The organism is Streptomyces sp. CS113 (assembly GCF_002188365.1).
Classification (GTDB): Bacteria; Actinomycetota; Actinomycetes; order Streptomycetales; family Streptomycetaceae; genus Streptomyces; species Streptomyces tendae.
Genome location: NZ_KZ195574.1, coordinates 6,949,494 through 6,967,598, shown reverse-complemented (window position 1 = coordinate 6,967,598; position 18,105 = coordinate 6,949,494). Strand labels below are relative to the sequence as shown.

The 18,105-nt window shown below is 72.2% G+C and carries 19 protein-coding genes; 6 read left to right on the top strand and 13 right to left on the bottom strand.

What is annotated here, in order from left to right; translation table 11 throughout:
• Positions 1-256: 256 nt before the first annotated feature.
• The 6 genes from cbiE to B9W62_RS31335 form a co-directional block, all read right to left on the bottom strand.
• The gene (gene cbiE / locus B9W62_RS31360) at positions 257-1,483 is read right to left on the bottom strand and encodes a precorrin-6y C5,15-methyltransferase (decarboxylating) subunit CbiE (protein ID WP_087810300.1); all 1,227 of its coding nucleotides are present in this window, start codon (positions 1,481-1,483) and stop codon (positions 257-259) included.
• 116 nt (positions 1,484-1,599) lie between these two features.
• On the bottom strand, positions 1,600-2,238 hold the full coding sequence (locus B9W62_RS31355; RefSeq protein ID WP_179235768.1) for a GNAT family N-acetyltransferase: 639 nt from the start codon (positions 2,236-2,238) through the stop codon (positions 1,600-1,602).
• A gap of 173 nt (positions 2,239-2,411) precedes the next feature.
• Entirely contained in the window at positions 2,412-3,239 is an 828-nt protein-coding gene (locus B9W62_RS31350) for a MetQ/NlpA family ABC transporter substrate-binding protein (RefSeq protein WP_087810298.1), read from the bottom strand.
• A 65-nt stretch (positions 3,240-3,304) separates the two neighbouring features.
• Positions 3,305-4,042, bottom strand: a complete 738-nt coding sequence (locus B9W62_RS31345; RefSeq protein WP_179235767.1) for a methionine ABC transporter permease — start codon at positions 4,040-4,042, stop codon at positions 3,305-3,307.
• A complete protein-coding gene (locus tag B9W62_RS31340) occupies positions 4,039-5,085 on the bottom strand; it encodes a methionine ABC transporter ATP-binding protein (protein ID WP_087810297.1) in 1,047 nt (348 codons plus the stop codon). The genes B9W62_RS31345 and B9W62_RS31340 overlap by 4 nt, the downstream gene beginning before the upstream one ends.
• A gap of 427 nt (positions 5,086-5,512) precedes the next feature.
• The gene (locus B9W62_RS31335) at positions 5,513-6,163 is read right to left on the bottom strand and encodes an HAD family hydrolase (RefSeq protein WP_087810296.1); all 651 of its coding nucleotides are present in this window, start codon (positions 6,161-6,163) and stop codon (positions 5,513-5,515) included.
• Positions 6,164-6,223: 60 nt separating this feature from the next.
• Between B9W62_RS31335 and B9W62_RS31330 the strand changes: the two genes are divergently transcribed.
• Both B9W62_RS31330 and B9W62_RS31325 read left to right on the top strand, forming a co-directional pair.
• Entirely contained in the window at positions 6,224-6,583 is a 360-nt protein-coding gene (locus B9W62_RS31330; protein ID WP_087810295.1) for a hypothetical protein, read from the top strand.
• Positions 6,564-7,001: a hypothetical protein gene (locus B9W62_RS31325; protein ID WP_087810294.1), complete on the top strand. Its 438-nt coding sequence runs from the start codon at positions 6,564-6,566 to the stop codon at positions 6,999-7,001. The genes B9W62_RS31330 and B9W62_RS31325 overlap by 20 nt, the downstream gene beginning before the upstream one ends.
• A 15-nt stretch (positions 7,002-7,016) precedes the next feature.
• Here the strand turns inward: B9W62_RS31325 and B9W62_RS31320 are convergent, their stop codons facing one another.
• The 3 genes from B9W62_RS31320 to B9W62_RS31310 all read right to left on the bottom strand — a co-directional run bounded on the left by B9W62_RS31320 (position 7,017) and on the right by B9W62_RS31310 (position 9,334).
• Entirely contained in the window at positions 7,017-7,514 is a 498-nt protein-coding gene (locus B9W62_RS31320; RefSeq protein ID WP_087810293.1) for a GNAT family N-acetyltransferase, read from the bottom strand.
• Positions 7,515-7,571: 57 nt separating this feature from the next.
• Complete coding sequence (locus B9W62_RS31315; RefSeq protein WP_087810292.1) at positions 7,572-8,072, bottom strand: sigma-70 family RNA polymerase sigma factor; 501 nt, start codon at positions 8,070-8,072, stop codon at positions 7,572-7,574.
• A gap of 74 nt (positions 8,073-8,146) precedes the next feature.
• Complete coding sequence (locus tag B9W62_RS31310) at positions 8,147-9,334, bottom strand: glycerophosphodiester phosphodiesterase (protein ID WP_087810291.1); 1,188 nt, start codon at positions 9,332-9,334, stop codon at positions 8,147-8,149.
• A gap of 374 nt (positions 9,335-9,708) precedes the next feature.
• Here B9W62_RS31310 and B9W62_RS31305 point away from each other — a divergent pair, with 374 nt between their 5' ends.
• Positions 9,709-10,380 carry a lysophospholipid acyltransferase family protein gene (locus B9W62_RS31305; protein ID WP_007447704.1) on the top strand — a complete coding sequence of 224 codons (672 nt, stop codon included), beginning with the start codon at positions 9,709-9,711 and terminating at the stop codon, positions 10,378-10,380.
• A gap of 75 nt (positions 10,381-10,455) precedes the next feature.
• On the opposite strand, the gene B9W62_RS31300 is transcribed toward B9W62_RS31305, so the two are convergent.
• The 4 genes from B9W62_RS31300 to argH all read right to left on the bottom strand — a co-directional run bounded on the left by B9W62_RS31300 (position 10,456) and on the right by argH (position 15,177).
• The gene (locus tag B9W62_RS31300; protein ID WP_087810290.1) at positions 10,456-11,988 is read right to left on the bottom strand and encodes an MFS transporter; all 1,533 of its coding nucleotides are present in this window, start codon (positions 11,986-11,988) and stop codon (positions 10,456-10,458) included.
• Positions 11,985-12,536, bottom strand: coding sequence for a TetR/AcrR family transcriptional regulator (locus tag B9W62_RS31295; protein ID WP_179235766.1), 552 nt, complete (start codon positions 12,534-12,536; stop codon positions 11,985-11,987). The genes B9W62_RS31300 and B9W62_RS31295 overlap by 4 nt, the downstream gene beginning before the upstream one ends.
• 94 nt (positions 12,537-12,630) lie before the next feature.
• Positions 12,631-13,602 (bottom strand): aldo/keto reductase, encoded by a 972-nt coding sequence (locus tag B9W62_RS31290; protein ID WP_087810288.1) that lies wholly within the window; start codon positions 13,600-13,602, stop codon positions 12,631-12,633.
• A gap of 147 nt (positions 13,603-13,749) precedes the next feature.
• Positions 13,750-15,177 carry an argininosuccinate lyase gene (argH, locus tag B9W62_RS31285; protein WP_087810287.1) on the bottom strand — a complete coding sequence of 476 codons (1,428 nt, stop codon included), beginning with the start codon at positions 15,175-15,177 and terminating at the stop codon, positions 13,750-13,752.
• 119 nt (positions 15,178-15,296) lie between these two features.
• Here argH and B9W62_RS31280 point away from each other — a divergent pair, with 119 nt between their 5' ends.
• The 3 genes from B9W62_RS31280 (at position 15,297) to B9W62_RS31270 (ending at position 18,078) form a co-directional block, all read left to right on the top strand.
• A complete protein-coding gene (locus tag B9W62_RS31280; protein WP_087810286.1) occupies positions 15,297-15,884 on the top strand; it encodes a pyridoxamine 5'-phosphate oxidase family protein in 588 nt (195 codons plus the stop codon).
• 3 nt (positions 15,885-15,887) lie between these two features.
• On the top strand, positions 15,888-16,607 hold the full coding sequence (locus B9W62_RS31275; RefSeq protein ID WP_087810285.1) for a L,D-transpeptidase family protein: 720 nt from the start codon (positions 15,888-15,890) through the stop codon (positions 16,605-16,607).
• An 88-nt stretch (positions 16,608-16,695) separates the two neighbouring features.
• A complete protein-coding gene (locus tag B9W62_RS31270; protein ID WP_179235765.1) occupies positions 16,696-18,078 on the top strand; it encodes a ferredoxin reductase family protein in 1,383 nt (460 codons plus the stop codon).
• Positions 18,079-18,105 lie beyond the last annotated feature (27 nt).

Sequence of the window (18,105 nt, the reverse complement as noted above, 5' to 3'; positions counted from 1 at the left end):
AAAAGACGACAAAGCCATTGAGTGGCATTGTCGCGGTCGTCCCCCCGCCACGACAGCCTGATCCGCGACGGCCCGCTGTGGACTGCGCCACGTTGCGCGTCCTCCGGTTCTGCCGTACCACACCTGCCCCCGAAGGGGCGGGTTTTTACGGACATCGACCGACGAACTGCCGGGTGTCCGCATGCGGTACAACAATCCGCCAGCCTACCCCGCGCGGTATGAACAACCGATCACGGGGCGCGGTCGCCGCGGGACCTCAGCGGGGTGCTTCGCGCCGCACGATCTCTCCGCTGAGCAGGAACGCGACGCTCCGCTCCGTCTCCGTCCAGGCCCGGGTGTCGAGTCCGACGGATTGCAGCAGGGCGCACTCGACGCGGTACCCGTGCTCCGTCAGGTCCCTGCCGACGAGTTCGGCCGCGTCGCGGGTCGCGGCGTGCGCGACGATGCGCTGCGGGCGGCGGTCCGCGACCGCGGAGACCACGGCCGCTCCCCCGCCGCCGACGCGGACGACGTCCGGTTCGGGGAGGTTCTCCAGGATGTGGGGGGCGTTGCCGTGCACGGTCTGGAGCTGGACCCCGAAGTGCCGTGCGGCGGCCTCGGTGCGGAGGCAGGCGTCCCGGTCCCGGTCGACCGCGATGACGGCGGCGCCACCGCGGGCGGCCTCGGTGGCGAAGGCGCCGCTGCCGCAGCCGATGTCCCACACGAGGTCGCCGAGGCGCGGTCCGAGCCGGGCGAGTTGGGCGGTGCGCAGCAGGTCGGTCTCGCCCTCGCCCAGCTCACCGCCATAGGCCGCGGCGGGCAGGGACCAGCCGCGCGGGCCGGTGGCGGGGTCGCGGCCGGCGATCCAGCCGGTGCCGTCGCCGGCGGCGGCCGGTCCCGCGCTGCCGCCCGCCACGATGACGACGTTCGGGTCGCGCCAGGTGTGGTCGGCGGCCTTGTCGGAGGTGACCACGGTGACCCGCTCGCGGGTGGTGCCGAGTTCCTCGCAGATGACGAAGGTGCGGTGGACGCCCTCCATCAGCAGGCCGAGTTCGGCCGGTCCGGCGCCCGGTGAGGTGAGGACGGCGACTTTGGTGTGGGCGCGGCACACGTTCACCGCGCGTCGCAGGGTGCGGGGGTGGGCGACGACCACATGGGCGTCGTCCCAGGGCATCCCGGCGCGGGCGAAGGCGGCGGCCACGGAGGAGACGGCGGGGACGACCTCCACCTCCAGGCCGAACTCGGGCGCCCGCAGGGTGCGTACGACACCGAAGAAGCCGGGGTCGCCGTCGGCCAGCACGACCGTGGTGCCGCGGTGGGCGGCGAGGCGGCGGGCGGCGAGGGCGACGCTGCCGAGCCGGATCCGCTCGGCGGTGGGCGGTACCTCGGGAAGCGCCAGGTGGTGTGCGGCACCGGCCACCAGGGTGGCGGCGCCCAGTGCGGAGCGTGCCGCGGCGGTCAGCGGCGAACCGTCCCAGCCGATCACCGTGACCCGGTCGGCCATCGTCGTCAGTCTCCAGGGTTTCGCAGGTCGTGGTCGCGGAACCGTCGCGGGCGCGCCCCGTGAGGGTACCCGGTGCGGCCTGGTCCGGGGTGGTGGCGCCGGACGCCCCCCGTGTATCAGTTCCAGTCGGTGAAGGTGGTGAAACCGTCGGTGTCGGTCAGCTGTCCGGTGGTGCCCTCGAGGTCCTCCGGCAGCAGGCTCCACACGATGAAGTCGGTGCGTACGTCCGTCCAGACGCCGTCGTCGGTGCGTACGCGGGCTATGCAGGCGCCCCGCAGCACACCTTCGCTGATGCAGCCGATCTTCTGGGCGACCTGCTGGGAGGCGGTGTTGTCGGCCGCGGTGCGCAGCTCGACGCGTTCGAACTTCTGGTCGCCGAAGAGCCACTGGGCGGTGGCGAGTGCCGCCTCGGACGCGTACCCCTCACCCCGGGCCCAGGGGGCGATTATGTAGGAGAGTTCGGTGGCCCTCACGTGCCAGTTGGTCTTGCTGAGCTGGATGACGCCGACCAGTCGCTGGGTGAGGAACTCGGTGACGGCGAGGTCGAGCCCCCGGCCCGCGGTGCGCTCGGCGGGGGCGTACTCGCCGATCCAGGTGGCGGCGTTGTCCTCGGTGAAGGGCTGGGGGACGTGGGTCCAGGCGGCGACCTGCTCGTCGTTCATCATCGCGGCCAGGGCCGGGACGTCGTCCTCGTCGAGGGGGCGCAGCACCAACCGCTCCGTGCTGATGGAGATGGTGGGGAAGGTGCTCGTCATGCGCCGCTCCGTAACCTGGGGAACCGTCAGGGCCTGCTCGAACTGCCCAGCATGCAGCATGAAAGCACTCAACCACACCACCGGGTCCGCCCCGTGAGCACGGAGCGGACCCGGTGGGTGACGCGGGGTTCGGCCCGGACGGGCGGACCGGAGGGGACCTCGGGGTCGGAGGTTCAGAAGGAGGGCAGGACCGCGCCGGCGTACTTGTCCTCGATGAACTTCTTCACCTCGGGCGAGTTGAGGAGCTTCGCGAGCTTCTTGACGCGCGGGTCGTCCTCGTGGCCCTCCTTGACGGCGAGGAGGTTGCTGTTCGGGTTGTCCTTGGCGCTCTCCAGGACGAGGGCGTCCTGGGCGGGCTTCAGATCGGCCTCGATGGCGTAGTTGCCGTTGACGACCGCCGCGTCCACGTCGTCCAGGGAGCGCGGGGTCTGGGCCGCCTCCAGCTCCTTGAACTCGAGGTTCTTCGGGTTCTTGGTGATGTCCGCGGGGGTCGCCGCGGTGCCGACGCCGTCCTTGAGGGTGATGATCCCGTGGGCGGCGAGCAGCTGGAGGGCGCGGCCCTCGTTGACGGTGTCGTTGGGGACGGCGACGGTCGCACCGCTCTTCAGGTCGTCGGCCTTCTTCACCTTGTGCGAGTAGAGGCCGAGCGGCTCCAGGTGCACGTCGACGACGGACACGATGTGGGTGCCGTTCTTCTTGTTGAAGTCGTCGAGGTAGGGCTGGGTCTGGAAGTAGTTGGCCCCCACGGAGCCGTCCTCCGTCGCCGTGTTCGGCGTGACGTAGTCGGTGAACTCCTTGACCTCGAGGTCGAGGCCCGCGTCCTTGGCCAGGTTGTCCTTGACGTAGTCGAGGATCTCGGCGTGCGGGGTGGGGCTCGCGGCGACGACCAGCGGTCCCGAGGTGTCGGAGGCGGAGTCCTGGTCGGAGCCGCAGGCGGACAGCCCGAGGGTGAGGGCTCCGGCGGCGAGGACGGCGGTGGTGATCTTGGCGGTGTTACGCACGAAAAGTGCCTTTCCTGAGGTGGTGCGGCCCCGTCCCGGTGGGGCGGGGAGTCTTCGGAGTGCGGTCAGGCGACCTTGCCGACGTCGGCCGCGGCGGGCTCCTTGGCCCTGAGCAGCCGGAGCCTGGGGGCCGCTCCGCCGCGTCCGCCGCGGCGGTGCAGGGTGCGGGCCGCGTAGTCGCCGGCGAACTGGATGAGCGAGATGGCGACGGCGAGGAGCGCGACGGTGATCCACATGAAGCCGGGCTCGAAGCGCTGGTAGCCGTAGCGGACGGCGAGGTCGCCCAGGCCGCCGCCGCCGACGGTGCCGGCCATGGCGGAGTAGCCGATGAGGGCGATGATCGTGGTGGTGGTGGAGGCGATCAGGGAGGGGAGCGCCTCAGGGACCAGGACCTTGCGGACGATGGTCCAGGTGTTGCCGCCCATGGACTGGACGGCCTCGACGAGCCCGCCGTCGACCTCGCGCACGGCGGTCTCGACGAGCCGCGCGAAGAACGGGATGCCGCCGATGGCGAGCGGCACGATGGCGGCCTCGCTGCCGATGGTGGTGCCGGTGACCCAGCGGGTGAAGCTCATCAGCGCGACCATGAGGATGATGAACGGCATCGAGCGGCCGATGTTCACGATCTGCCCGATGACCTTGTTGACCACGACGTTCTGAAGCAGCCCGCCCCGGTCGGTGAGGACGAGGAGCACGCCGAGCGGCAGGCCGGCGGCGACGGCGATCAGGGTGGACCAGCCGACCATGATCAGGGTCTCCCAGGAGGCCTGCTCCAGCAGCGGCTGCATCTGCGACCAGGTCACTTGGCACCTTCCTTCACCAGGACGGAACCCTGAACGGGAGCCTGGTCCACCACGTCGATCTGGAGGCCCTGTTCGCGCAGGAAGCCGACGGGCACGACGTTGTCCTCGTAGCGGCCGGGCAGTTCGATGCGCATCCGGCCGACCTGGAGGCCGCCGACGGTGTCGATGGCGGCGCCGAGGATCGATATGTCGATGTTGTAGGTGCGGGAGAGCTGGGAGATGACGGGCTGGGTGGCCGCCTCGCCGTGGAAGGTGACGTCGAGGACGGTGCGGTCGTCCGCGGAGGCGTCGCCGCCCACCGGGAAGAGCGCGGCGGCCAGTTCGGAGCCCGGGGTGGCGAGGAGTTCGCCGACCGTGCCGGACTCGACGATGCGGCCCCGGTCCATGAGGGCGGCCGAGTCGCAGATGCTCTTGACGACGTCCATCTCGTGGGTGATGAGCAGGACGGTCAGCCCGAGCTGCCGGTTCAGGTCGCGCAGCAGCTGGAGGATGGAGCGGGTCGTCTCCGGGTCGAGGGCGCTGGTGGCCTCGTCGGACAGCAGCACCTTGGGGTCTCCGGCCAGGGCGCGGGCGATGCCGACGCGCTGCTTCTGGCCGCCGGAGAGCTGGGCGGGGTAGGCCCCCGCCTTGTCGGCGAGGCCGACGAGGTCGAGCAGCTCCAGCGCCTTGCGGGAACGTTCCTTCCCTGACGTGCCGAGGATTTCCAGCGGCAGTTCGACGTTGTCCCGCACGGTCCGCGAGGAGAGCAGGTTGAAGTGCTGGAAGACCATGCCGATACGGCTGCGCGCCTGGCGCAGTTCCCGGCCCGCGCGGGGTCCGCGGCCGGCCAGCGCCGTGAGGTCCTGGCCGGCGACGGTGACCGTGCCGGCGGTGGGGCGCTCCAGGAGGTTGACGCAGCGGATGAGCGAGGACTTCCCGGCGCCGGACTGGCCGATGACGCCGTACACCTCGCCCTCGCGGACGTGCAGGTCGACGCCGTCCAGGGCGGTGACCTCGCGGCCGCGTGAACGATAGACCTTGGTGAGGCCCGATGTGGTGATCACGTGGGTTTCCGTCACTGTCGAGTGCGCGGCGCGGTGTGTGCGCCGGGCACGGGGGCGTTGTTCTTCGGGTTCTCGGGGCCCTTCGGAACGCGGCACGGTTCTCGCGGTGGCGGTGCGCCATGGCGGTGGGACCGGGGAGAAACGTGTGCGCGGGGCGTGGCCCGGCCGCGGTGCGCGCGTCGGCGCGGGCGGACAGGGGCGGGCGCTCGCTTCGGGGCGCGAGGCTCAGGTGGTGCGGGGGCCCTCTAGAAGGCGCACATTCGCAGGCACATACAACGAGCACCGGGCGTCGTGGTCGCCTCGGTCGCAGGGGTGCGGTCGCTCGTGGTGCTCATGCGGATCAGTAAAGCAGACGTATGCGCCTGGCCGGAGACCGCTGTCCGGATACTGGACAGCGGTGGACGGCAGGCGGTCGCGGCGGCGTGGATCAGCCCCGCACGACGATCTCGATTCCGGCGTCGGTGACCAGTGCCGACAAGGCGGAGAGGTCGGTGACCACCAGGTCGGCGTCGAGTTCGTCGGCCCGGTGGGTTGTGGCCAACGCCACGGTCCGCATGCCGGCGGCGCGGCCGGCCTGGAGCCCGGCGGGGGCGTCCTCGAAGACGACGCAGGCGGCCGGGTCGACGCCCAGGGCGCGGGCGCCGAGGAGGTAGGGCTCGGGGTCGGGCTTGCCGCGGGTGATGTCGTCGGCGGCGACGAGGGTCTTGGGCAGGATGCCGACGGCGTCGAGGCGGGCCTCGGCGAGGCGCCGGGTGGCGGAGGTGACGACGGCCCAGCGGTCGGCGGGCAGTGCGTCGAGGAACGCGCGGGTGCCGGGCAGCAGGTGCACGCCCCCGTTCGGCACGTCCTCGACCTCCAGGTGCTCGATGCGGGCGACGGCCTCGGCGACCACCTCGGCGGGCAGCAGGTCGGCGGCTATCTCGGCGGCCGGCCGCCCGTGCAGTTCCACCTGCCCGAACTGCTCGGCGGTGATCCCGTACTCGACGGCCCAGCGCGTCCAGCAGCGGCGTACGGATTCCAGGGAGGAGACGAGGGTGCCGTCGTTGTCGAACAGGAGGGCCTGTGCGTGGAGCTTCATACCCCCGACCCTACGGGCCCGGGGACGGCGGGCCTTTTGGGCCGTAATAGGCTCGCTGCCATGCTTGACGTCCTGACACTGGTGACCGGCGTCGCCGCACTGCTGCTGGCCGCCTGGTGCGGCTGGGCCGCCTACCGTGACCAGCCGACGAAGGACTGGCACTTCATCGGGATGGCCGTGGTCTCGGCGCTGGCGCTGATCCAGCTGGTGGTCGGCGTCGTGCAGCTGGCGCGGGGCGAGGAACCGGAGCAGGGCACGACGATCTTCGTGGCGTATCTGCTGGGCGCCTTCGCGTGCGTGCCGGCGGCGGGCTTCATGTCGCTGGCCGAGCGCACCCGCTGGGGCTCGGTGACGGTCGCGGCCGGCGGTGTCGTCCTCGCCGTCCTGGAGGTCCGGCTGTATGACATCTGGGGAGGCTGAGACGGTGGTCACGGAGGAGAAGCGGACCGGGCAGCGGCTGATCGCCGGGCCCGGCATCCTGCTGGTGTGGCTGTACGGCGTGATGGTCGTCGGCGCGGTGTCGCGGTCCGCGTACCAGATCGCGACCGAGTTCGACCGGGCCCCGCTCGCCTACGCGCTCTCGGCTCTCGCGGGCGTGGTCTACGGGTTCATCACCTACACCCTGGTGCGGGGCGGCGAGACGGCCCGCAAGGCGGCGCAGGTGTGCTGCGCCGCCGAACTGGTGGGCGTGCTGACGGTCGGCACCTGGACGCTGGTGGAGCCGTCGGCCTTCGCCGACGCGACCGTGTGGTCGGACTACGGCATGGGGTACCTCTTCATTCCCGTGCTGCTGCCGCTGTCGGCCCTGTACTGGCTGCGCCGGGCCCGTTCCGCCTAGGGGCCCGGCGGTGGCTCAGGCCGTGGTCGCGTACGTCTCCGCGGGCTTCTCCAGGATGATCATGGGTACGCCGTCGGTGCCCTCGGCGGTGCCCACCGTCTGGTAGCCGACGCGGCGGTACAGCCGCAGGTTGCCCTCGCTGCGGTGCCCCGTGTGCAGCCGGAACCGCTTGGCGCCGCGCTCCTCGACCAGGGCGGACTCGGCGGCCCGCAGCAGCCGGGCCCCGATGCCGTGTCCCTGGAGACGGGGGTGGACGCAGAGCTTGCCGATGGACGCCGCCCCGTCCTCGGTCACCCGCCCCCGCACCGAGCCGACGACCTCGTCGCCGAGGCGCGCCACGAAGACGCAGTCGGCGGCGACCTCCTCGCGCACCGAGTCCAGGGTCTGGACGAGCGGGTCGATGCGGTAGTTGGCGTACAGCGCCGCCTCGCTCTGGAAGCAGAGGTACTGCAGCCGGAAGATCTGCTCGGCGTCCTGTCCGGTCGCCGCCGAGATGGTCACGCTCATGCCCATGTGCGCATGCCTCCCGCTCACCTGATCACCTGTGGTCCCCCACTCCTATCCCCGTCCTCAGCCGGCCGCAACCTCCGGCGTCAGCAATCGACGCAGACATCCCAGACATCGGGAGCGTTCCGGACCAAGACTGCCCTGTGAGATACCCAACTCCCCCGCGATTTCCCGGTATGTGAGGTCCCTGGGCGACAGCAGCGCCTCCATCAGCCGGGGGCAGCGGCCCGGCAGCCGGCGCACGGCGTCGCGCAGGGCGCGGCGGCGGGCCGCGGCGAGCGCGAGCCGCTCGGGCTCGTGGGCGTACTCGGCGACACCGGCGGGTTCGGTCCCGTACGGCCGCTCGTTGCGGGCCCTGCGGCGGGTGCGGCGGGCCTCGGTGCGGACGGCGCTGCGCAGCCAGCGGTGCGGGTCGGGAGGCGGGCCGTCGGCCGCCAGGCGTTCCAGCAGGCGCAGCCAGACCGCCTGTTCCAGATCGCCGGGCTCGGTACCGGACGCATATGCCTCGGCCGAGGCTTCGGCGGTGAGCAGGGGGCGCAGGGAGGTGAGCAGGTCGTGCGTCATATGCACGTCGACGCGGCCGCCCGGGCGGCGGGTTGCCCGGGCGGCCGAAGGTCACCCCAACTGGGGGTGTGCGCTCAGCCGTTGACGCCGTTGACGAAGTCCTCGCGGGCCAGCACGCCGGTGTCCGGGTTGTCGGTGAAGACGCCGTCGATGCCGGTGGCGAAGTACGTCCGGAACGCGCCGAAGACGTCGCCGTAGCCGTCGGGGTCGCTGCCCTTGCGGAACTCGGCGGGCAGGAAGGGGTTCTCGTTGCGCATGGTGTACGGGTGCAGGATCAGGCCCGCCCGGTGCGCGTCGCGGACGAGCGTCGTCGGCTCGGTGAGCCGCCCGGCGGAGTCCTTCGGGATGATCAGGTCCAGAGTCGGGCCGATGCCCTGCGCGTAGGAGGCGATCTCCTTGAGGCCCTTGGGCGTGACGAGGTCGGCCGTGGTGCGCGGGTCGCCGGTCTCGACGAAGTCCCAGGGACGGCTGTTCGCGCCGGACAGCAGGACGGCGAGGGGGTTGCCGACCAGCTTGTTCATCCGCTGGATGCTGGTGGGTTCGAAGGACTGGATGATGACGGGCGAGTTCTTCCGGTCCTTGCCGTACTTGCGCAGCAGCCGTGCCAGGCGCTCCTCCGTGCCCAGGCCCAGCTTGCGGAAGTAGGTGGGGTGCTTGAGCTCCGGGTAGATCCAGACCTGCTTGCCGCGCCTGCGGGTCTGCTCGTTCTGCCAGCGCAGCACCTCCTCGAAGGTGGGGATCTCCCAGCGGCCGTCGTAGAGCGTGTTGTGCGGGCGGTTGGCCGGGATGCGCTCGGTGGCGCGGAGCGTCTTCAGCTCGGCGAGCGTGAAGTCCTCGGTGAACCAGCCGGTGGTGGAGACCCCGTCGAGCAGCTTGGTGCGCTTGCGGTCGGCGAACTCCCGGTGGTCGGCGACGTCCGTGGTGCCGCCGATCTCCGGCTCGTGCCGGCAGACGAGGTGACCGTCCTTCGTGGGGACCAGGTCACCGGCCTCGACGATGTCGGCACCCAGGTCGAGGGCGAGTTCGTAGGAGCCGAAGGTGTGCTCGGGGCGGTAGCCGCTGGCCCCGCGGTGACCGATGACGGTCGGCACGGGCAGGCTCCCGATCCCGCCGCCGTGTCCGCCGCCGTGCCGGGTGCCGGCGGCTCTCGCCGTGCCGGGCAGGCCGAGTACCGCTCCGCCCGCGCCGAGCACCGCGGCCCCGAGGAGCGCCCGCCGTCCGGTACCGCCGCCCGCCCGCTCGTCCGACTCCTGCGTTCCCATGGGGCCCTCCTGCCGTTGACCGTCCCGTGCGCGCCGATCGTAGGGGCGCGTACATGACGAGCGGGAGACCGCGGCCGGAACACGCGGGTGCACCGAGGTGTCGTGTGGGCGGGACGGCTGACGTGCCGTCGGCTTGGCGGCGGCGTGGCGGGGTAGGCGAAGGACACAGGCCCGGTGGCGTCGCCCGGGCGGCGCGCCTCACGCGGACCGGGTGTCGTGTGTGCTTCGATCCCGGCCGTGCCCGGTGAACACGCGTCGATACGCGCCGATGCCGCACCGGGCCCGGGTGACCCGAGGTGCGTGATCCCCCGGGCCGCGAGTAATGTCCTCACCTGCACAGACTCATACCGCATCCCCGACACCGGAGGGCCACGTTGTCCCGCTTCGTGTTCATCAAGGCAGTGCTCGGTCCGATCATGCGCCTGATGTTCCGCACACGGGTGGAGGGTGTGGAGAACATCCCGGGCGACGGTCCGGTGATCCTGGCCGGCAACCACCTCACCTTCATCGACTCGGTGATCATGCCCCTGACCTGCGACCGGCAGGTCTTCTTCATCGGCAAGGACGAGTACGTCACCGGCAAGGGCCTCAAGGGCCGGCTGATGGCCTGGTTCTTCACCGGAGTCGGCATGGTCCCGGTCGACCGGGACGGCGGCCGGGGCGGGGTGGCGGCCCTGATGACCGGCCGCCGCATCCTGGAGGAGGGCCACGTCTTCGGGATCTACCCGGAGGGCACGCGCTCCCCCGACGGCCGCCTCTACCGCGGCCGCACCGGTATCGCCCGGCTCACCCTGATGACGGGCGCCCCGGTGGTGCCGTTCGCCGTCATCGGCACCGACAAGCTCCAGCCGGGCGGCGCGGGTCTGCCCCGGCCGGGCCGGGTCACGGTCCGTTTCGGCGAGGCGATGGAGTTCTCCCGCTACGAGGGCATGGACCGCGACCGCTACGTGCTGCGGGCGGTGACGGACTCCGTGATGACGGAGGTCATGCGGCTGTCCGGCCAGGAGTACGTGGACATGTACGCGAGCAAGGCGAAGGCGGCGTAGCACCGCCGACCCCCGTACGCGATACGGCGGACCGCTCACCGAGCGGTCCGCCGTATCGCGTTTCCGCGCCCCGGGTTACGGGTGTTCCACCCCGTCCTCCAGGCGCTGGCCGCGCAGCAGGTACCAGGACGCCGCGGCGGCGGCCAGGAGCACGGCGGCACCGACGCCCGCCGCGAGGGTCAGGCCGTCGACGAAGGCCTGCCGCGCGGAGTCCAGCAGCGCCTGGCCGGCCGGGCCCGGCAGGTGGGCGGCGGCCTCCACCGCGCCGCCCAGCGACTCGTGGGCCGCGTCCGGGGTGCCAGCGGGGCCGGTGAAGTCGCGGTAGACGCCGGTCACGATGGAGCCCAGCACCGCGATGCCGAGGGCGGCGCCGAGTTCGTACGCCGTCTCGGAGACCGCGGAGGCGGCGCCCGCCTGCTCCCCGGGGACGCTGGAGAGGATCACGTCGGCGGTGACGGTGAACGCGAAGCCCGCGCCGAGGCCGACGACCAGCAGGGCCGCGCCCAGCAGCGGGTAGCCGGTGTGCTGGCCGATGACGGTCAGCGCGGCGAGCGCGAGCCCGACGGCGGCGAGTCCGCCGGCGACCACTGCGCGGACCGAGAAGCGCCGGGCCGCGCGGCCCGCGATCAGACCGGCCACCACCGCGCCGACGGCGGCGGGCAGTTCGGCCAGGCCCGCCTCGAAGGGCCGCCTGCCCTGGACGAGTTGCAGGTACTGGGAGAGGAAGAACACCAGCCCCGACAGGCCCAGGATGGTCAGCAGGTCGGCCAGGACCGCGCCGCTGAAGCCGCGGTTGCGGAACAGCCGCATGTCGAGCAGCGGGACCGGCATGGTCAGCTGGCGGCGGACGAAGCCGTAGAGCGCGGCGGCGCCCAGCAGACCCGCGACGAGCGTGGCCCAGGCGAACCCGTGGGCGGCGGCCTCCTTGACCGCGTACACGACTCCGACCATGCCGACCAGGGAGAGGACGACGCTGAGCAGGTCCCAGGGACCCGGGTTCGGGTTGCGGGACTCGGGCAGCATCTTCACGCCGACGACGACCAGGACGGCCATCACGGGCAGGTTGATCAGGAAGACGGAGCCCCACCAGAAGTGCTCCAGCAGGAACCCGCCGACGACCGGGCCGACCGCCGCGCCCGCGGAGGCGGCCGCGCCCCAGATGCCGACGGCGAGGCTGCGTTCACGCGGGTCGTGGAAGAGGTTGCGGATCAGGGCGAGGGTGGCGGGCATCAGGGTGGCGCCCGCGACGCCGAGCAGGGCCCGGGCGAGGATCATCACCTCGGGGCTGTGCGCGTAGGCGTTGAGGACGGAGATCGCGCCGAACGCCGTGGCGCCGATGAGCAGGATGCGCTTGCGTCCGATGCGGTCGCCGAGGCTGCCCATGGAGACGAGCAGACCGGCGATGACGAAGGAGTAGACGTCGCCGATCCAGAGCAGCTGGGTGCCGGAGGGCGCGAGGTCCTCGCTGATGTAGGGGGTCGCGAGACCGAGTACGGTCGCGTCGACGGCCACCAGCAGCACGGCCAGCACCAGGACGGACAGCGCCAGCCAGCGGCCGGGGCGCTTCACCGCCTCGGTCGGGTGGGCCGGCTGCAGGGTGCGGTTCATGGTTCCTCTCTCCGGAGCGCGCCGCCGAGCAGCAGCTCGACGATCATGTGGGTGAAGTCGTTGCGGGCCACGCGGCCCTCGGCCACCGCCCAGGCGCCGGAGGCCAGCAGGCCGTACAGCGCCTCGGTGAGCCAGGCGGGCGTGAGGTCGATGCGGAACTCGCCGCCCTCCTGGCCCCTGCGGAACAGCTCGGTGAGGCCGGCGTCGATGCGGGCCCAGCCCTCGTTCTGCTCCTCGCCCTCGAACAGCTGGTTCTCGGTGTAGAGGAAGGCGAGCAGAGCGGCGGAGGGTTCCATCTCGCGGACCAGCCGGCGCACCGCGTCGGCCGCCGGGCCCTCTTCGGTGCGGGCCGCCGCGAGGGCGGCCTCGCACTCGGCGATGCCCAGCGACTCCAGCGCCCGGACGAGGGCGTCGCGCCCGGCGAAGTGCCGGTGCAGCGTGGCCCGGCTGAGGCCGGCGGCCCTGGCGACCTCGTCCATGGTCGCGGTGGAGTTGCGGGTCAGCAGGGTCGCGGCGCTGCGCAGTACCTGTTCACGATCAACGGCCATGAGACAACGATAACCCACATGAGACACATTTGTCTCACGCCGGCCATGTGTGACTCCCCTCTCGGGGCGGGCACGGATCGGCGGGGCGGCGGTCTCAGTGCCAGGGCAGCTGCCCGCGACGCTCCCAGTAGGCCTGCGGGTCCTCGGCGAGTGCGCCGAGGCGCGCCACCTGGTCGTCGTCGAGGTCGACCACCGCGGCGTGCAGGTTGGAGCCGAGCTGGTTGACCGTCGCCGCGCCGGACAGGACCACACCGGCCCAGGGCTGCCGCAGGACCAGGGCGAGGGCGACCGCGTCGCAGCCCAGGGCGGTCTCCTCCGCGACGGCCTTCAGGGCGCCGGGCGCGTGCGGCTCGGCGAGGCGGCCGTTGGCCATGCCCTCCTTGACGAGCACGGTGAGCCCGGCCTCGTGCGCCTCGGCCAGCGCGGGTCCGGCGGAGGTCTCCAGCGCGTTGTACGTCGACTGGACGGTGCGGAAGAGGGGCTCGCCGTCGACGGTCACGGCGAGCGCGGCGCGGATGGCGTCGGCCTGGGCGGGGCCGCTGGTGGAGAAACCGACGGTGCTGCCCTGCGCGGCGGCCTCGGCCAGCCTGGCGTGCAGCTCCTTGTCGGTGAGGGCGGGGCTGTCCGGGGTGAGCGAGTGGATCTGGTAGAGGTCGAGCCGGTCGCCGAGCAGGGTGTCGGTCTCGGCGCGCTGGCGCTCGTAGGTCGCGACGCCGTGGTCCTTGACCTCGTGCTTCTCGGCGTCGGTGGACCAGTCGGCGGTGTAGGTGTAGCCCCATTTGCTGCCGACGACCACGTCGTCGACGTCGGGCCGGTCCCGGAGCCAGTCGGCGAGGAACTCCTCCGAGCGGCCGTAGGAGCGGGCCGCGTCGAAGTAGCGGACGCCCTGCGCGTAGGCGGCGTCCAGAAGGTCGTGGGTGCGTTCGCGCAACGCCTCGACGGTACGGACCTCTCCGAGGTCACGATCGCGGCCGAGGTTGATGTAGCCGGGGCGCCCGACGGCGGCGAGACCGAGGCCGATGTGGCAGGTGGGGGTCGTTGCGGTGGCCAGGCGGGCGAAGGGCATCGCGGGCTCCGTTCGGTCGGCTCCGGTGAGGCTTGCGACCAACGTAACCCGCGACCCCCACGGCTTCGGAGCACGGCCCGGACGGTGGTTCGGCCGGCGCGAGTGCGTCGTGGCCAGTCGCGCGGTTCCCCGCGCCCCTGCGGGGCGCTACTTCTTGGCGTCCGCCCAGGCGTGCTGGGCCGCCACGTCCGCCTTCACCTCGGCGAGCTGGACGGCGACCGCGCTGGGCGCCGTACCGCCGCGGCCGTCGCGGGAGGCGAGCGCGCCGGCGACGTTGAGAACGGTGCGCACCTCGGGGGTGAGGTGATCGGAGATCTTGGCGAACTGCTCGTCGGTCAGCTCGTCCAGTTCCTTGCCGTCGGCCTCGGCGACCTTCACGCACTCGCCGGCCACCTCGTGCGCGACGCGGAACGGCACGCCCTGCCTGACCAGCCACTCGGCGATGTCGGTGGCGAGCGAGAACCCGGCCGGGGCCAGCTCCGCCATCCGCTCGCGGTGCACGGTGAGGGTGGCCATCATGCCGGTGAAGGCGGGGAGCAGGACCTCCAGCTGGTCGATGGAGTCGAAGACCGGCTCCTTGTCCTCCTGGAGGTCGCGGTTGTACGCGAGCGGGAGCGCCTTGAGGGTGGCCATCAGGCCGGTCAGGTTGCCGATCAGCCGCCCGGACTTGCCGCGGGCCAGCTCGGCGATGTCGGGGTTCTTCTTCTGCGGCATGATCGAGGAGCCGGTGGAGAAGGCGTCGTGGAGGGTGACGAAGGAGAACTCCTTCGTGTTCCAGATGATGATCTCCTCGGCGATCCGGGAGATGTTGACACCGATCATCGCGGTGATGAAGGCGAACTCGGCGACGAAGTCGCGCGAGGCCGTCCCGTCGATGGAGTTGCCGGCGCTGCCGTGCTCGAAGCCCAGGTCGTGGGCGACGGCCTCCGGGTCCAGGCCGAGGCTGCTGCCCGCGAGCGCGCCCGAGCCGTACGGGGAGACGGCGGTGCGCTCGTCCCACTGGCGCAGCCGCTCCGCGTCCCGGCCCAGCGCCTGGGCGTGGGCGAGCACGTGGTGGGCGAAGAGCACCGGCTGGGCGTGCTGGAGGTGGGTGCGGCCGGGCATGGCCACGTCCGGGTGGGCCTCGGCGAGGCCGATCAGCGCGTCCTGGAGGTCGGCGATCAGGCCGCCGACGGTCCGGGCGTGGTCGCGCAGGTACATCCGGAAGAGGGTCGCCACCTGGTCGTTGCGGGACCGGCCGGCGCGCAGCTTGCCGCCGAGGTCCGCACCGAGGCGCTCCAGCAGCCCGCGCTCCAGGGCCGTGTGGACGTCCTCATCGGCGATGGTGCCGGTGAAGGAGCCGTCGGCGACGTCCGCCTCCAGCCGGTCGAGCCCGGCGATCATCCGGATCAGCTCGTCCTCGGTGAGCAGCCCGGCCTTGTGCAGCACGCGGGCGTGGGCACGCGAACCGGCGATGTCGTAGGGGGCGAGCCGCCAGTCGAAGTGGACGGACGCGGACAGCTTCGCCAGGGCCTCGGCGGGACCGTCGGCGAAACGGCCGCCCCAGAGCCGGACGTCACCGCTGTTGCTGCTCACTTGGGTCGCTCCTCACCGTACGATCACTGTCATGCATGAGTATGCAGAACCCTGCATGTTTCGTCAATCTTGCGGCTTGGTGGCGCCCTCGGCGTCCCGCACCCGCATAATCGTTAGACATGGGAAAGACTTATGAGCGCATAGACGGCAGACTCCGCGCCTTCATCGAGGCGCAGCCCCTCTTCTTCACCGCCACCGCTCCCCTGGCCGGCGACGGCACGGTCAACCTGTCCCCCAAGGGCCTCACGGGCTGCTTCGCGGTGCTCGACGAACTGACCGTGGCCTACCTCGACTTCGCGGGTTCCAACGCGGAGACCATCGCCCACCTGCGGGAGAACGGCCGCATCACCCTGATGTGGTGCGCCTTCCAGGGCCCGCCGAACATCGTGCGGGTGCACGGCCGGGGCGAGCCGGTGTTCCGCGACGACCCGCGCTTCCCCGAGCTGCTCACCCACTTCCCGGACATCGACACCACCGCGCACGGACTGCGCGCGGTCATCGTCGTGCACGCCGAACTCGTCCGCGACACCTGCGGCTACGCCGTCCCCTTCATGGCCTACGAGAACGACCGGGACCTGCACGGCAAGCGGTTCGCCCGGGAGGACGACGCCTCGCTCAGCGCGTACTTCACCAAGAAGGAGCACATCGCCTCCAGCATCGACGGCCTCCCCGGGCTGCCGTTGCCGCTGCCTCCCTCTACCGTCTGACCCATGCGTCCCGGTGCCGTCGCCGTCCTCATGTCCGCCGCCTCCCTCCTCCTGCTCGGCGCCGCCCCCGCCGACGGGCCGGCCCCCCGGCCGCTGCCGGACCGGATGGCGGACACCGGCGGCGGCACCCAGCTGATCACCGCCGTCGCGCCGGACACCGGCTCGACCACGGGCACCGTCACCTGGTGGGACCGCAGGGGCGGGGGCGACGGACGCTGGGTCGCGGCCGGTTCCGCGCCCGCCCGCTTCGGGTCCGGCGGACTCACCGACGGGGCGACACGCGTCCAGGGCACGAACACCACCCCGACCGGCCTGTACGACCTGCCGTACGCCTTCGGCATCGAGGCGGCACCGCGCGGCACGGCGTACCGGTACCGCCCGGTCCGTCAGGACTCCTGGTGGTGCCAGGACAACGCCTCCCGCGCCTACAACCGCTGGACCGAGCCGCGCCCCGCCGACTGCCGGGCCACCGAGGCCGAACACCTGATCACCTACTCGGCGCAGTACGCGCACGCCCTCGTCGTCGGCTTCAACTACGACCGTCCGGTGCGCGGCCGCGGCGCGGGCATCTTCCTGCACGTCGACGGGCGCGGGGCGACGGCCGGATGCGTGTCCGTGCCGAAGGAGGCCATGCGGCGGATCCTGCGGTGGGCCGAGCCGGGGGAACGGCCGCATCTCGCGATCGGCACCTCGCACGGGGCGACGGCGGTCACCCGGTACTGAACGCGGACGGCACGGCCGAACCGGGCTGAACGCTCGCCCGGCACGGTGCGTATCTGTGGGCCAAGGGTCAAGTCCCCACGGAGGAACCGTGACCACCACGCTCGCCGGCGGCCGTGCCGCCCGCCGTCAGACGATGCGGCGCATCCGTCCGCGCCGCTCCCCCGCCGTCCCCCTGCTGCTCGCCGTGTGGGCGGGCGCGGCGGGCGTGTTGTGGCTGTGGTGGCGCAACACGCCCGCCATTTCCGACGACACCGGCAAGATCCTCGGCGCCGGCCGGATCACCGGACTGCTCGCCGGGTACCTGATGGCACTCGTGGTCCTCCAGATGGCCCGGGTGCCGGCGCTGGAGCGGCGCGTCGGGTCCGACCGGGTCGCCCGCTGGCACGCCATGACCGGCCGCTACACCCTCTGCCTGGTTGTCGCCCACGTCTTCCTGATCATGTGGGGCTACGCGGCGCAGGCCGGTCAGGGCCTCGGTGACATCGTCGGCCAGACGGTCGACTCGGTGAACCGGCTGCCGGACATGGGCAAGGCGGCCATCGGCACCGGCCTGCTGGTCGTCATCGGGCTCCTGTCCGCCGGCCCCGTCCGCCGCCGCATCCCGTACGACGCCTGGTACCACGTGCACCTGCTCACCTACGCGGCGGTGTTCCTGACCTTCTGGCACCAGCTGACCACCGGCAACGACTTCGCCGTCGAACCGGTCGCCAAGACCGTCTGGTACGCCCTGTACGGCTCGGTGACCGCGCTGGTCCTCTGGTACCGGGTCCTGACCCCCCTGCGCCTCAACCTGCGGCACCGGATGCGGGTCGAGGCGGTGATCGAGGAGACGCCCGGGATCGTGTCGGTGCTCATCGGCGGGCGCCGGCTGCACCGGATGGGCGCGGAGGCGGGCCAGTTCTTCCGCTGGCGGTTCCTCGCGCCCGGCATGCGGTTCAGCTCGCACCCGTACTCGCTGTCGGCGGCCCCCCGGCCGGACATGCTGCGGATCACCGTGAAGGCGATCGGCGACCACAGCGCCCGGCTGCGGGAGCTGACGCCGGGCACCCGGGTGTGGGCGGAGGGCCCGTACGGCGCCCTGACCGCCCAGCGCCGCAGTCGCGGCAAGGTGCTGCTGGTGGCGGGCGGGGTCGGGATCACGCCGATGCGGGCCCTGTTCGAGACGCTGCCCGGCGCCTCAGGCGACATCACGCTGCTCTACCGGGCCAACAGCACCCAGGACCTGGCGCTCTGGGACGAGCTGGCCGGCATCGCCGACGAGCGCGGCGCCCGGCTGATGTACGCCGTCAACAGCCCGGACGGGGAGCGTCCGGACATCTCGGCCGAGACCCTGGCCCGGAAGATCCCGGACGTCGAGCGCCACGACGTCTTCCTGTGCGGGCCGCCCGGCTTCGCCCAGTCGGTGTACGAGGCACTGCGCGGCGCGGGGGTCCCCGCGCGCCGTATCCACCACGAGTCGTTCGAGATGTGAGCGACGGACATCGGGAGTCCAGGACAG